14 protein-coding genes are annotated in these 13,732 nt (G+C 63.1%); 7 read left to right on the forward strand and 7 right to left on the reverse strand.

Annotation, left to right across the window (positions count from 1 at the left end; translation table 11 throughout):
* Positions 1-26: 26 nt before the first annotated feature.
* Positions 27-668 carry a phosphoribosylglycinamide formyltransferase gene (purN, locus tag R4P64_RS19510; protein ID WP_051730473.1) on the forward strand — a complete coding sequence of 214 codons (642 nt, stop codon included), beginning with the start codon at positions 27-29 and terminating at the stop codon, positions 666-668.
* Positions 661-2,220 (forward strand): bifunctional phosphoribosylaminoimidazolecarboxamide formyltransferase/IMP cyclohydrolase, encoded by a 1,560-nt coding sequence (purH, locus tag R4P64_RS19515; protein ID WP_033234212.1) that lies wholly within the window; start codon positions 661-663, stop codon positions 2,218-2,220. The genes purN and purH overlap by 8 nt, the downstream gene beginning before the upstream one ends.
* 85 nt (positions 2,221-2,305) lie before the next feature.
* On the opposite strand, the gene R4P64_RS19520 is transcribed toward purH, so the two are convergent.
* Both R4P64_RS19520 and R4P64_RS19525 read right to left on the reverse strand, forming a co-directional pair.
* Entirely contained in the window at positions 2,306-2,527 is a 222-nt protein-coding gene (locus tag R4P64_RS19520) for a hypothetical protein (RefSeq protein ID WP_033234213.1), read from the reverse strand.
* A 496-nt stretch (positions 2,528-3,023) separates the two neighbouring features.
* A complete protein-coding gene (locus R4P64_RS19525) occupies positions 3,024-3,833 on the reverse strand; it encodes an alpha/beta hydrolase (RefSeq protein WP_411742694.1) in 810 nt (269 codons plus the stop codon).
* A 14-nt stretch (positions 3,834-3,847) separates the two neighbouring features.
* On the opposite strand from R4P64_RS19525, the gene R4P64_RS34020 reads away from it, so the two are divergent.
* Entirely contained in the window at positions 3,848-3,895 is a 48-nt protein-coding gene (locus R4P64_RS34020) for a hypothetical protein (RefSeq protein ID WP_353805916.1), read from the forward strand.
* 124 nt (positions 3,896-4,019) lie between these two features.
* On the opposite strand, the gene R4P64_RS19530 is transcribed toward R4P64_RS34020, so the two are convergent.
* Positions 4,020-4,592: a DUF4126 domain-containing protein gene (locus tag R4P64_RS19530; RefSeq protein WP_317822286.1), complete on the reverse strand. Its 573-nt coding sequence runs from the start codon at positions 4,590-4,592 to the stop codon at positions 4,020-4,022.
* A 74-nt stretch (positions 4,593-4,666) separates the two neighbouring features.
* Here R4P64_RS19530 and R4P64_RS19535 point away from each other — a divergent pair, with 74 nt between their 5' ends.
* Genes R4P64_RS19535 through R4P64_RS19545 form a run of 3 tightly spaced genes read left to right on the forward strand, consistent with a single transcriptional unit; the run spans position 4,667 to position 8,449 of the window.
* Positions 4,667-5,071, forward strand: coding sequence for a VOC family protein (locus R4P64_RS19535; RefSeq protein ID WP_317822287.1), 405 nt, complete (start codon positions 4,667-4,669; stop codon positions 5,069-5,071).
* A gap of 53 nt (positions 5,072-5,124) precedes the next feature.
* Positions 5,125-6,501 carry an ATP-binding protein gene (locus tag R4P64_RS19540; protein WP_092806774.1) on the forward strand — a complete coding sequence of 459 codons (1,377 nt, stop codon included), beginning with the start codon at positions 5,125-5,127 and terminating at the stop codon, positions 6,499-6,501.
* A 10-nt stretch (positions 6,502-6,511) separates the two neighbouring features.
* On the forward strand, positions 6,512-8,449 hold the full coding sequence (locus R4P64_RS19545; RefSeq protein ID WP_317822290.1) for a VWA domain-containing protein: 1,938 nt from the start codon (positions 6,512-6,514) through the stop codon (positions 8,447-8,449).
* Here R4P64_RS19545 and R4P64_RS19550 read toward each other — a convergent pair.
* Positions 8,446-9,471 carry an agmatine/peptidylarginine deiminase gene (locus tag R4P64_RS19550; protein WP_095888437.1) on the reverse strand — a complete coding sequence of 342 codons (1,026 nt, stop codon included), beginning with the start codon at positions 9,469-9,471 and terminating at the stop codon, positions 8,446-8,448. The genes R4P64_RS19545 and R4P64_RS19550 overlap by 4 nt on opposite strands.
* The gene (locus tag R4P64_RS19555; RefSeq protein ID WP_317822293.1) at positions 9,471-10,415 is read right to left on the reverse strand and encodes a nitrilase-related carbon-nitrogen hydrolase; all 945 of its coding nucleotides are present in this window, start codon (positions 10,413-10,415) and stop codon (positions 9,471-9,473) included. Before R4P64_RS19555 ends, R4P64_RS19550 begins: the two co-directional genes overlap by 1 nt.
* Positions 10,416-10,565: 150 nt before the next feature.
* Here R4P64_RS19555 and R4P64_RS19560 point away from each other — a divergent pair, with 150 nt between their 5' ends.
* Positions 10,566-11,177: a TetR/AcrR family transcriptional regulator C-terminal domain-containing protein gene (locus R4P64_RS19560; RefSeq protein WP_033234220.1), complete on the forward strand. Its 612-nt coding sequence runs from the start codon at positions 10,566-10,568 to the stop codon at positions 11,175-11,177.
* Here the strand turns inward: R4P64_RS19560 and R4P64_RS19565 are convergent.
* Both R4P64_RS19565 and R4P64_RS19570 read right to left on the reverse strand, forming a co-directional pair.
* Positions 11,164-12,717: an APC family permease gene (locus R4P64_RS19565; protein WP_033234221.1), complete on the reverse strand. Its 1,554-nt coding sequence runs from the start codon at positions 12,715-12,717 to the stop codon at positions 11,164-11,166. The two genes, R4P64_RS19560 and R4P64_RS19565, sit on opposite strands and share 14 nt — an antisense overlap.
* Positions 12,714-13,613, reverse strand: coding sequence for a universal stress protein (locus R4P64_RS19570; protein ID WP_033234222.1), 900 nt, complete (start codon positions 13,611-13,613; stop codon positions 12,714-12,716). Before R4P64_RS19570 ends, R4P64_RS19565 begins: the two co-directional genes overlap by 4 nt.
* Between the last annotated feature and the right edge of the window lie 119 nt (positions 13,614-13,732).

A 13,732-nucleotide genomic window follows, 5' to 3' on the forward strand; every position in this document is an offset into this window, starting at 1 on the left:
ATCTTCTAGATCTCAGGAGTAGAGCGCTGACTGCCTCGGCCCACGACCTGCAGCAGACGACGCCTACTCGCGTCGTGGTTCTCGCGTCCGGAGCGGGAACCCTCCTGAAGTCGCTCATCGAAGCGTCGTACACCGAAAACTACCCCGCGCAGATCGTTGCCGTCGGTGTCGATCGTGACTGCGCTGCCACCGAACATGCCGGAGCCGCGGAGATTCCCGCGTTCAAGGTATCGATCAAGGATTTTGCCGACCGCGCCGCCTGGGACATGGCACTGACCTCCGCTGTTGCGCAGCACCAGCCGGATCTGGTGGTGAGCGCCGGCTTCATGAAGATCCTCGGACCCAGTTTCCTGGCGAAATTCGGTGGACGGATCATCAACACCCACCCCGCGTTGCTGCCCGCCTTCCCCGGCGCGCACGCGGTTCCCGACGCGATGGCGTACGGCGTCAAGGTCACCGGATCGACGGTGCATCTGGTCGACGACGGCGTTGACACCGGGCCGATTCTGGCCCAAGAACCTGTGGCAGTGCTTCCGGGCGACACCGAGTCGTCTTTGCACGAGCGCATCAAAGTTGTAGAGCGGCGGTTGTTGGCGGACGTTATCGCCGCTGTCGCTACACACGGAGTAGTTTCCGATGGACGAAAGGCCGTGATCCCCAGTGAGTGAACGCAAGGCTGTGCGCCGCGCTCTTGTCAGTGTTTACGACAAGAGCGGTCTGATCGAGCTGGCAACGGGTCTGCACGAGGCCGGTGTCGAGTTGGTGTCGACCGGCTCGACCGCGTCGAAGATCGCCGACGCCGGCATCCCCGTGACCCCGGTGGAGGCTCTGACCGGATTCCCCGAATGCCTCGAAGGTCGAGTGAAGACGCTGCATCCGCGCGTCCACGCCGGCGTTCTGGCCGACACCCGCAAGCCGGATCACCTCGCTCAGCTCGAGGAACTCGGTATCGCGACGTTCGAACTCGTTGTGGTCAACCTGTACCCGTTCACGGCGACGGTTGCTTCGGGCGCGACGCCGGACGAGTGCGTCGAGCAGATCGACATCGGCGGTCCGTCGATGGTGCGCGCGGCTGCGAAGAACCATCCGTCGGTTGCTGTTGTGGTCGATCCGGCCCGTTACGCCGACGTTCTGACGGCCGTTGCCGGCGGCGGATTCACGCTGCGTGAGCGCACTGTCCTTGCCGCGCAGGCGTTTCAGCACACCGCGTCGTACGACGTGGCTGTCGCGAGCTGGATGACCAGCACCATTGCTGCAGACGAAGACGGCTCGCAGTTCCCAGCCTGGGTCGGTGCCACCTGGAACCGCAGCGCCGTTCTGCGTTACGGCGAGAACCCGCATCAGGATGCCGCTCTGTACGAAAACCCGGCTGCTCCGGCAGGTTTGGCTCAGGCCGAGCAGGTGCACGGCAAGGAAATGTCGTACAACAACTACACGGACTCCGACGCCGCCTGGCGCGCAGCCTACGACTTCGCCGATCCGGCAGTCGCAATCATCAAGCACGCCAACCCTTGTGGCATTGCGGTCGGCGCCGATATCGCCGAGGCCCACCGCAAGGCGCATGCGTGCGACCCGGTCAGTGCTTTTGGTGGCGTCATCGCAGCCAACCGTGAGGTCACCGTCGAACTGGCCGAGCAGATCGCCGACATCTTCACCGAGGTTGTCATCGCGCCGTCCTATGCAGACGGAGCGGTCGAGGTTCTGCAGCGTAAGAAGAACATTCGTGTTCTCAAAGCTGCCGCACCGACCGCTACCGGCATCGAGCTTCGCCCCATCTCCGGTGGCACCTTGCTGCAGCAGCGTGACGTCCTCGACGCCGATGGTGACAACCCGGCCAACTGGACTCTTGCCAACGGCGAAGCGGCAGATGCGGAAACGCTCAAGGATCTGGAATTCGCTTGGCGTGCAAGCCGCTCCGTGAAGTCCAACGCAATCCTGCTGGCTAAGGGCGGCGCCTCGGTTGGCGTCGGCATGGGCCAGGTCAACCGTGTGGATGCTGCGCATCTTGCGGTCCAGCGCGCCGGCGATCGTGTCGTCGGTTCGGTGGCCGCGTCCGACGCGTTCTTCCCGTTCCCCGACGGACTCCAGGTTCTCTTGACCGCAGGCGTCAAGGCTGTTGTTCAGCCCGGCGGTTCCGTTCGTGACAACGAGGTGATCGAGGCTGCCAAGGAAGCCGGCGTCACTCTCTACCTGACAGGTGCGCGCCACTTCGCGCACTGATCAACTTCGTGTGAAGCGGGCCTCGACGTGAATGTCGGGGCCCGTTTTCTTTTGTCTCTCGTGCGTTCAAGGTTTGCGTATCGGGTCAGGCAGCGTGGGTGTGTGTTCCCTGGAGTTCACGCGGAGTTCCGGTGATCACGACGCGGGAAGCGCCGCGGGCGCGGATTTCGCTGATCAAACCGCCAAGAGTCGCTTCGTGGGCCGCGTCGGAGTGCGACAGGTCCAGTGTGACGGCGTAACCGCTCAGGTCGGAGGGCAGATCGGCATACGGGGGCGCGGTGGACAGTTGGTTGACTCGAAGTTTCATGTTGTTCTCCTGCATGTGAAAGGTAAAAGAAAAGGCACCCGAGGCGTTTGCCCTGGGTGCCCGAAAACGGATCCGATCAATCGGTGGATCATTCTCGGGGGACACCGCGCTTGTGGCTGATGTGCTTGTGATTCATCGCCTTACCGGCCATACGATCTGCCGATGTGCCGGCGGAAAAAATCTGTACGGGGGCGGTGCAACTGCGCCACGAAGGCGCGGATGCAAAGTTCGGGTGAAGCGTCATCTGATCCGTGCCTTTCTCGTTCGGCGTAGCTGGTTAATGGATGACCGTACAGGACGCTGCCAGGGATTGCACCAATAAAAACCAACATAAACGTAAACTCCGTGTGACTTTTGTCCCGGCGTTCTGCGTCGCGCAACTGCTCTTTGTGCAGGTCCAGTACCAAAAACGAAAGTCCCCCCGCGATGATTCGCAAGGGGACTTCCATATCGAAAAACAAGGCCGTTCGGTCTGTATGCAGCCCGGGGTGGCGGCTCAGCGGAGTGAGCGAACCCAGGCAGCAAACGGCTCGGCAAACTCGCGCGAGTACGGCAGGGGCGCGACGTAATCGGGGCCCGTCGAGTGCTCGTCACCGAGATCCTTGAGTACGAAACTCGCGTTCTTCATCCGTACCGAGGCGAGCGCGGTATGAACGAGAGCCTCGTCGAGTGCCGCGACCTCGGCCGGAACGATCTGGATGTCCTTGGCCGAGCAACTGGTGAGGACCGGCATGCCGGCTGGAAGCGAGGCCACCAGTGCAACCGGGTCCAGTGCATCTTCCTCGGCGAGAGCCTTGGCATTTGCGTACACCAGTCCGGCATTGCGGAGAGGTTCGGGAAGATCGTCGGGAACCGTGCCGTCACTGCGCAACGATTCGACTGCGCCGGCGAGCGCCACTCGAAGCTCGTCAGCCAATTCGACCGGCAACTGCCCGGCCCCGACAACCGCGTCGAGTTGCCCGTGAATCTGGTTGGTCAGAAGGTCGAGGAGCCTGATGCTCAGCGGTTCGACCAGAGCGAGTGCATGGACGCGGGAACCGCCGTGACCGGTGGCCACGGCAAGAGCCACCACCGCGCCGTCGCTGTGACCGATGATGATCAGTCGCTCGGCGTCGACGCCGGGTTGCGCTGTCAGGAAGTCGAGACCGGAAGAGGCCGCGTCGACGTACGTGTTGAAACCGAGATCTGCGATGTCGTCGACCTCGTACGGTCCCAAGCCGGTTTCGCCGCTGCCGATCTTGTCGTAACGCAGACTCGAAATACCCTGTTCTTCAAGGAGATCCGCGATGAACCGAAGCGTACCGATATCGCCTTCGAGGAGTGCGCTGTCGCCGTTGCGATCGGTGGGACCGCTACCCGCCAGGATGAGCGCGGCAGGTGCTTGTACGTCTGGAGTCGTGGCGAGGCGCAGGCTCCCGAAGAGGGTGACGTCGCCGGATTGAAACGTGATCTCGGTGTCGGACATGACGACCTGTCTACCAGGTTCGGATGTTCAGGCGGTACGCGCACCGCGGAGGCGGCGCAGGCCCCGCCAACTGAACCACAAGAGGGCGGCAAGCAGCGGAATGATCAGGAGCGGAAGGATCATCGCAATCAACGACGTGAAGAACGTCAGCACGTCCTCGACGACCGAGAGCACAGGGTTGGCGAGCCCACCGGTGGTTGCCGTACTGACCGCTCGCGCGCCGGTCTGCGCGGAGCTGAAGGTCAGTGCCGTTGGTGCCCCGACGATGATGGCGGCTATCCCCGCCACCGCAGGATCAAGATGACTGAACGCGGCCCAGGCCGCGATCACCCCGGCGATGGGACCGGTGACATTGCCGACCACGGACAGCGCGTTGTCGACAAAGGGAATGAGGTCGGCACCCAATTCGACGACCGCGGCGATCGCCAGCGCCACCAGAGCGCCGGTCGATCCGATCCACTGCATCGACTCGCTGACAGTGATCCCGAACAGCTCGAAATGGACGGCAGCGCTCAGCATCAGCAGCGGCAGGAACGTTCGCATCCCCGAAGCTGCGGCAAGGCCGAGGCCGAGCATGGCGGGTAAGACCCAGGTATCCATGGGTGGAGTTTAGGTCTGGATTTCATCGCGTACGGGTATAAAGGCACACACCAAACCATCGGAAAGGAACTTTCATGCCGACCATGTTCTTCCTCAACCTGCCCGTCAAGGACCTGGGCAAGGCCACAGCCTTCTACGAGGGGCTCGGGTACGCCAAGAACCCACAGTTCTCCGACGGCAACGCGTCGTCGATCGTCATCAGCGACGAAATTGTCGTGATGTTGCTGGCAGAGCCATTTTTCAAGACCTTCACGTCGAAGAAAATTGCCGACACGTCCACGTCGACGGAAGCGCTGTTGGGTCTGTCGGCGGAGACTCGCGAGGCAGTGGACACCATCGTCGACAAGGCTCTGGCAACAGGTGGCAGCGCTGGAAATGCCACTCAGGACCACGGATTCATGTACTCCCGCAGCTTCCAGGATCCCGACGGCCACATCTGGGAAATCATCTGGATGGACCAGTCTCAGGTGCAGGGCTGACCTCGAATCTTTCTCGGCGCGCGGCGCAATCGCGCAAATGCTCGTAACTTGGTGTGGTGACTGTCGCCAAGACCCTCGGTGAGCTACGCGCCGCCGGACACGTGCAACGAAGTGTCAAAGAAGAAATTCGGGAGAACCTTCTCGCCGCGTTGCGGGACGGCCGCGATCCTTGGCCCGGCATAGTCGGGTTCGAGGACACTGTCGCTCCGCAACTCGAGCGGGCCCTGATCGCCGGCCACGACGTCGTCCTACTCGGCGAACGTGGGCAGGGCAAGACAAGAGTGCTTCGAACGCTCAGCTTGCTGCTCGACGAATGGACGCCCGTCATCGAAGGGTCGGAGCTGGGGGAGCATCCCTACGAGCCGATCACGCCGGCTTCGATTCGTCGAGCCGAGGAACTGGGCGACGACCTGCCGGTGGTGTGGCGTCACCGCAGCGAGCGGTACTCCGAGAAACTTGCGACCCCTGATACCTCGGTCGCGGACCTGATCGGTGACGTCGATCCGGTCAAGGTCGCGGAGGGGCGCAGCCTCGGTGACCCCGAGACCATTCACTTCGGCCTCGTTCCCCGAGCGCACCGCGGAATTGTGGCGATCAACGAACTTCCGGACCTCGCCGAGCGTATCCAGGTGTCGCTTCTCAACGTGATGGAAGAGCGCGACATCCAGGTTCGTGGATACACGTTGCGGCTCCCGCTCGACGTACTGTTGGTGGCGAGCGCCAACCCCGAGGACTACACCAACCGCGGGCGCATCATCACCCCGCTCAAAGACCGTTTCGGTGCTGAGATTCGTACCCACTATCCGGTCGAGTTGATGGACGAAATCGCTGTGATCGAGCAGGAAGCGCATCTCGCAGCGGAGGTTCCCGACTACCTGCTCGAGATCCTTGCCCGCTTCACTCGACTGCTCCGTGAATCCACGTCCGTCGACCAGCGTTCGGGTGTGTCGGCACGGTTTGCCGTGGCCGGCGCCGAGACCGTCAGTGCCGCAGCGGTACGACGTGCCGCGGTCCTCGGTGAGGCGGATGCTGTTGCGAGACCGGTAGATCTGGAATCGGTCGTGGAAGTTCTGCGCGGCAAGGTGGAGTTCGAATCCGGCGAAGAGGGCCGCGAACTGGAAGTGCTCGAGCACCTGTTGCGTCGAGCGACGGCAGACACCGTTCGGGTGCGCCTCGGTGGAATCGACCTGGGAATGTTGGTTGCCGCCGTGGAGATGGGCAATACCGTCGTCACGGGTGAATCCGTCACGGCCAAGGCACTTCTCGAAGAACTGCCCGAGATCGAGGTCCTGGACGAGATCGCCGAACGTCTTGGTGCCCAATCCGACGGTGAGCGTGCCGCTGGTGCCGAGTTGGCGCTCGAAGGGCTCTACCTCGCGCGCCGGATCTCCAAAGATCAAGGCCCGGGCGGCCGCTCGGTGTACTCGTAAGGAGCGGGCGATGATTCACAATCCGCGCTATGGACCATACGACGGCGGCCCCGATCCGCTGGCACCGCCGGTGGACCTGCGCGATGCGTTGGCGGCGATCGGTGATGACGTGCTGTCCGGGACGTCGCCTCGCCATGCGCTGCGCGAACTCTTGCGGCGCGGCAACCGGGACATGCGCGGGCTCGACGACCTTGCCGCCCAGGCCAATCGGCGTCGACGCGAACTGCTGCGCCGCAACAACCTCGGCGGAACTCTCGACGAGGCCCGGAAATTGCTGGACAAGGCGGTGCTCGAAGAGCGCAAGGAGTTGGCGCGCGCTCTCGACGACGATGCCAGGTTCAACGAAATGCGCATCGAGGAGTTGCCGCCGTCGACGGCTCAGGCGGTTCAGGAACTGGCCGATTACAACTGGCGCAGCGAGCAGGCGAGAGCCGACTACGAGAAGATTCGTGATCTTCTCGGACGCGAGGTTCTCGATCAGCGTTTTTCGGGAATGAAGCAGGCACTCGAGGGCGCTACCGACGAGGATCGTGAGCAGATTCGCCAGATGCTGGCCGATCTGAATCAACTGCTCGACGCTCATGCCCGTGGGGTTGACACTCCGGAGCAATTCGCGGAGTTCATGGACAAATACGGAGAGTATTTTCCCGACAACCCCCGCAATGTCGAGGAACTTCTCGACTCCCTCGCGCAACGCGCCGCTGCGGCGCAGCGCCTACGAAACTCGCTGTCTCAAGAGCAACGTGACGAGTTGGATGCTTTGGCGCAGCAGGCTTTCGGTGATCCGAGCCTGATCGACGAACTCGGCAAGTTGGATCAGCATCTGCAGGCCGCCCGGCCGGGGGAGGACTGGGAAGGTTCGCAGCAGTTCCGCGGGGACAACGGAATGGGCTTGGGTGAGGGGACTGGCGCACTGTCCGATATCGCCGAGCTGGAATCGTTGGCCGATCAACTCTCGCAACAGTATGCGGGGGCAGGGCTCGACGACATCGACCCCGAACTGCTCGCGAGGCAACTCGGTGACGAAGCCGCAGCTGACGCTCGCACCCTGGCCGACCTCGAAAAAGCCTTGCAGGAACAGGGTTTCTTCGATCGGGCACCAGACGGCCAATGGCGCTTGTCGCCCAAGGCAATGCGCCAACTCGGACAGACGGCACTGCGCGACGTTGCCGGTCAGTTGTCATCCAGAAACGGACAACGAGATACGCGTCGGGCCGGCTCGATGGGCGAACCGACCGGAGCTTCCCGAGAATGGGAATTCGGGGACACAGAACCCTGGGACGTCACGAGAACGATCACCAACGCTGTGCTGCGTGACCCGGGCCGAATGCCGGTGCGGCTGAGCGTCGTCGACGTCGAAGTTGCCGAAACGGAGCAGCGTAGTCAGGCTGCCGTCGCGTTGTTGGTGGACACGTCGTTCTCCATGGTGATGGAGGATCGCTGGGTACCGATGAAACGCACCGCGCTGGCGCTCAATCATCTGGTGAGTACCCGCTTCCGCAGTGACGAACTGCAACTCATCGCCTTCGGACGCCACGCGCATGTGTTGAACCCGTCGGAGTTGGCGGGACTGGACGGCGCGTGGGATCAGGGAACCAACCTCCACCATGCACTCTTGTTGGCGGCCAGGCACCTTCGATGCCATTCCAACGCGCAGCCGGTGGTGCTGATCGTCACCGACGGTGAGCCGACGGCTCATCTCGAAGCGGACGGAGAAGCACGGTTCGACTACCCGCCGAGTGCGCGAACCCTGGGACTTACAGTTCGTGCACTCGACGCGGTGGCCAGGCTGGGCGCCAAGGTCACGTTCTTCCGGCTCGGTGAGGATCCTGGTCTGGCCAGGGTGGTCGACCGAATGGCGCACCGGGTGGGCGGACGCGTCATAGCTCCTGATGTCGACGGCCTCGGCGCAGCCGTGGTGAGCGACTACATGCGGGGCCGTCACTAGTTTTGCTCGGCCGGCTGATGCTGGGTGATGCAATGGATGCCGCCGCCGCGTTCGAACAGAGGCCTCGCGTCGACGGTGACGACGGTGCGTCCTGGATAGGCGGCTGCAAGAATCTCGACCGCTTCCGCGTCGGCTGGATCGTCGAAGCTGCAGGCGATCACTCCGCGGTTGACCACGAGGTGGTTGATGTAGCTGTAGTCGACGAATCCCTCGTCGTCGCGCAGGATCTCGGGAGCGGGAACACGGATGACCTTCCACGGCCGTCCGCCGACATCGGTCGAGCGTTCGAACAACTCGATGATCGTCTTGCTGACCGCGTAGTCCGGATGGATGGGGTTGCGCTGGTCGTGGACCAGTACCACTCCGGGGGACGAGATGGCAGCGACGATGTCGACGTGTCCGCGGGTTCCGTAGGTCTCCTGATCGCGAGTCAAGCCGCGCGGCAGCCAGATCACGTGCTTGGCGCCGATGGTGCGGGCGAGTTCGGCCTCGATGTCTGCCTTTGTCAGATCGGGATTGCGCCCCGGATCGAGTTGGACGGTTTCGGTGACCAACACGGTGCCGAGGCCGTCGACCGCAATGCCGCCGCCCTCGTTGACGAGTGGTGAGTCGATCAACTGGGCGCCGGATTGTTCGACGACAAACGCTCCGATTTTCGAGTCCTTGTCCCACTGCGCCCAATCCTGTGCGCCCCAGCCGTTGAACACCCAGTCGACGCCGCCGAGACGGCCGTCGTCCGACAACACGAATGTGGGTCCGATGTCGCGCATCCAGGCGTCGTTGAGCGGCGCTTCGACGATATCGATCTTCTCGGACAGGTACTTTCGTGCTTCTTCGACCTCCGCCGGGTCGACGACGACGGTGACCGGCTCGAATTCTGCGATGGCGTGAGCAACTGCAGCCCACGTCGACCGCGCTTCGTGCTGCTGCTCCGCAGTGTCCCCGAGGGAGTATCCGGCGCTGGGGTAGGCCATCCAGGTACGTTCGTGCGGTTCACTTTCCGCGGGCATGCGCCAGGTCATCAGTTGGCTCCCGCGGTGTTCACCGGTGCGGTCAGGGCCGAGTAGGTGTCGGGTCGGCGAGTGGCCAGGAACGGGAACAGTGCAAGCCAGTCCTCGCGCTGCTGAAGATCGAGATCGGCTACCAGCACAGCGGATTCGTCACGGGGTGCCTGAACGAGGATGCGTCCGTACGGGTCCGAGATGAAGGACGAACCGTAGAAGGTGATGAGGCCTTCGCTGCCGTGCCGGTTGGGGACGACCATGAAGGTGCCGTTCGCGATACCGTTTCCGACGATCACCTGCTGCCACAGCGGTTGGGTGTCGAAGTTCGGGTGATCGGGCTCCGAGCCGATCGCCGTGGGGTACACCAGGACCTGTGCACCGGCGAGTGAGTAAGCGCGCGCGACCTCGGGGAACCACTCGTCCCAGCACGTCGGGAGTCCGAACTTGGCGCCGAGTGCCTCGTGAACGGGGTACGCGTCCTGCGCCGGGCCTCCTCGGAAGTACGTGTCCTCGTAGTACCCGGCGGTCACCGGAATGTGGAGCTTGCGGGTTCTCCCGAGAAGTTCACCGGCGGGCGAGACGAGGATCGCGGTGTTGAAGCCCAGTCCGTCCTCGGCCTCGCTGCGCTCGTACAGCGACGCATGAACGAGGACCTGGTTCTCGGCGGCAGCCTTGGCTGCGAAGGCGAGCGTGGGTCCGGTGAGCAGGTCTTCCGCTTCGCGTCCGGGATTGTCGCCGGCGGGGGTAGAGGCCGGGTAGCGGCTGAGCGTCAGCTCCGGAAGGAAGACCACTGAAGCGCCCAGCTTGGCTGCGGCCGCGATGCCCTCGCTCAGTTCGGTGTGGATGTCGCTGCGGTCCTCGTGCCAGCGATGTTGGACGAGGCCGACGCGCAGTGGGGCAGACGTGGACTGCGCTGTCGCGGCCGGCGACTCGGGCGGAGTGAGGGCGGTGATCGTCAGCATGGGGTTTCCTCAGTACTCGGATGTTCGACGTTCAACGTAAAACGAATGTGATTCGTTAAGTATGGTGGGTGAGCGCTGATTGATCAAGGACTTTCGAGGAATTGTTTTTTTGCGGCGCACCGAACGGTGTGGATCACTACAGGAGGACATATGCCGCGGCCATCGCAACGACTGCTCTCGCCCGAAATCATCACCGAGGCGGCAATCGAATCGGTGGACGAAACCGGCGACTTCACCATGCCGGGACTCGCGGGAAGACTGAAGGTGCGACCGTCCTCGTTGTACAACCATGTGTCCGGGCGGGCCGAGATCGTCGAACTGATGAGAGCTCAATTGATGGCGGGCATCGACCTCCGATCGGTTGACGGTTCGTGGACCGACACCGTAGCGGCGTTGGCGTCCGAATATCGGCGCAGCTATGCCGAGCATCCTCGCTTGATCCCGCTCTTCACTGCCCAGACGGTGCAAGCCGGTGTTGCCTTCGGTCTGTACAACGCACTGGCGCAGGCATTTTCGGACGGTGGGTTCGATCCGTCGGCGACGCTCCACGCGATCACGACGGTAGACAGTTTTGTTCTCGGTTCCGCGCTCGATCTGGCAGCGCCCGAGGTCCAATGGGCCGCCGGGCCGGAAGTGAACGACGCGATGAAGGCGGCATTGGCAACGTCCGGGAAAAATCCCGAACGTGCCGATGCCGCCTTCGAATTCGGTTTGCGCGTGCTGATGGCTGGGTTGGTTGCCCAGTCTCCTAAGTCGAGCTGAGATCGCTTTCGTCGCGCAACGCGACCGTGTCGCGGTTGAGGGTCTTGCCCTCGAAGAACTCCGGGTTGCGCACGCGCATCACCATCATCAGTACGGCGCCGAGGATCAGGATTCCGAAGCCCAGGAAGAACACCAGGCCGATTCCGCCGATCGAAGCGCCACTCGCATTCTCGGGATCCATGCTCTCTTGGATCGAGATGACGAACACCGCGAGCAGCATCAGGCCACCCAGTAGCGGGAACGCCAGTCGGAAGACGAAGTTGCGCATGCTGTCGAACACCGTCCGGCGGAAGTACCAGACACACGCAAATGCCGTGATGCCGTAGTACCAGCAGATCATGATGCCCAGCGCAGCGATCGTGTCGAGGAGAGCGCTTTCGGAGAGGAACGTGACAACGGTGTAGAACACCGCCGTCACAACGCCGGCAACCACGGTCGCGTAAGACGGCACCAGGAACCGCGGGGATACCTCGGCAAGCTTCTTGGGGAAGGCTCCGTAGGCTCCCATCGCGAGCATGGTTCGTGCGGCCGGGAGGAACGTGGTCTGGAGGCTGGCGACCGAGGATACGAAGACGGCAAGGAAGAGGAGCATGCCGCCCCAGTCGCCCAGTACGGGGTCTGCCAATGCGCCGAAGACGTTCTCCGAATTCTCGGGATTTCCGAGGCCGAGGCCTTCCTCTCCGACGCCGGCGTACATCATCGCGGCAACGGCAACCAGCAGGTAGGTCAGGAGAATGGTTGCAACACACAGTAGTCCGGCGCGGCCCGGGGTCTTCTTGGGGTTCTTCGACTCCTCACCCAACGTCAGGCACGTGTCCCAGCCCCAGAAGGCGAAGATCGATCCGGTCAGTCCGATGACAAAAGCGCCGATGGCGAGTCCGCTGAACGGGTTGAACCAGCTGAGGTCGAACGACAATCCGGCCGGGGCGTCTCCGGCACCGACGTGAACGAGTGCGACGACGGCAAAGACGACGAGCAGCACCATCTGGAAGCCGACGAGTGCGAACTGCACGCGCTCGCTCGTGGTGATTCCTCGACTCGCTATCCAGGTGGCCAGGGCGATGAACACCAGCGTCGTGCCGACATTGACAAGTTTGTTACCCGGTAGATCCGCGATCGACGGATTGTCGACCACCCGTGCGATGAACAGATAGAAGAAGTCGACGGCAATGGCGGCGAGATTCGAGAGCACGATGATGGTGGCGATCACCATGCCCCAACCGCACATCCAGCCGACGTACGGGCCGAATGCCTTGGTGGACCACGTGAATGACGCCCCGCAGTCTGGAGTATCGGAGTTCAGTTCGCGATATGCGTACGCGGTGAGGAACATCGGAATGAAGCCGGCGATGAAGATGGCGGGCATCTTGAGGCCGACGGCGGCGACGATCAATCCGATACTGGCGGTCAGGGTGTAACCCGGTGCCACGGAAGAGATTCCGAGAACTGCGCCGGAGATCATCCCGATCTTGCCGGTGGCGAGACCTTTGGAACTCAGTTCGTTGCCTGCAGGTGGCTGCGAAGTTTCGTTGCTCGTCATGACAGTGCCTCCGGCTGGGTGAATTCGTGCTTGGGCACTACGACCATGGGAACGGGCAACACGCGCAGCATCTTGGCGGCGGTGGAGCCCAGAAAAAGTTTGCGCGGCTGCGCGAGGCGACTGGAACCGACCATCACGAGATCGCCGTCCTGCCAGTCCAGTTGACGCACTGCCGATTCCACAGTGGAACCGTCGGCGATGATGACCTCGATCGGAACATCCTCGGGGAGCGCAGCCCTTGCGACGTCGAGTGTGTCCTGAGCGTGACTTCGCGCGCGCTCTCTCGCCGACTCGGCAGTGTCGCGGTGATCGCGGAGATCGTTCTGCGGGTCCAACGCCACCAGTGAGACCAGGCGCAGCGGAACGTGCATTTGTTCGCTGGTGCGCACAGCCGTGTTCAAGACGATATCGGCGCCGACACGGGTACCGAGTGCACACGTGATCTCGCGGATCGCCGACGCCGACGAGTGTCGGGTTCCGCGCGGTGCCAGTGCAACCGGGACGTGGGCCGAGTGCAACAGTTCGGTGGACACCGAACCTATCGAGTGGCGGCCGAGCAGACCGTCGCCGGACGCACCCACCACAATCGCCAGCGCGCCCAGTCGGTCCACTTCGTCGAGTAGTCCCTGAGCAAACGACTCGTGGAAGCTCAGATGTACTTCGACCGGGATGTCCTCGGGCACCGACGCTCGAGCCTCGGCAAGCCACTCGTGCGCGCGGGCGGCGAGGATGTCGTCGTAGCCGGGTTCCGAGGGAATCTTGGCCGGGAGGGTTCGGTCCGGAGGGAGCACCATGCAGATGTCGAGTTGCGCGCCGAGACTGCGCGCGAGCTGCGTCCCGAGGACCAGCCCGTCTTTACCGCTGGGTGTGGCGAGGTATCCGACGATAAGGCGCATGGTGGCTCTTTTCCGGATTGGAGGAATCTGCTGTGCGCCCTTGTTTAACCCGGGCGGGGTTCGAATGCGCCCACGACGCAGGGGCCGGGCCCCAGGGGGGGGCACGCCTGCCCTGGGGG

Source organism: Rhodococcus sp. IEGM 1366, from assembly GCF_033142425.1.
GTDB classification, from domain to species: Bacteria; Actinomycetota; Actinomycetes; order Mycobacteriales; family Mycobacteriaceae; genus Rhodococcus_F; species Rhodococcus_F globerula.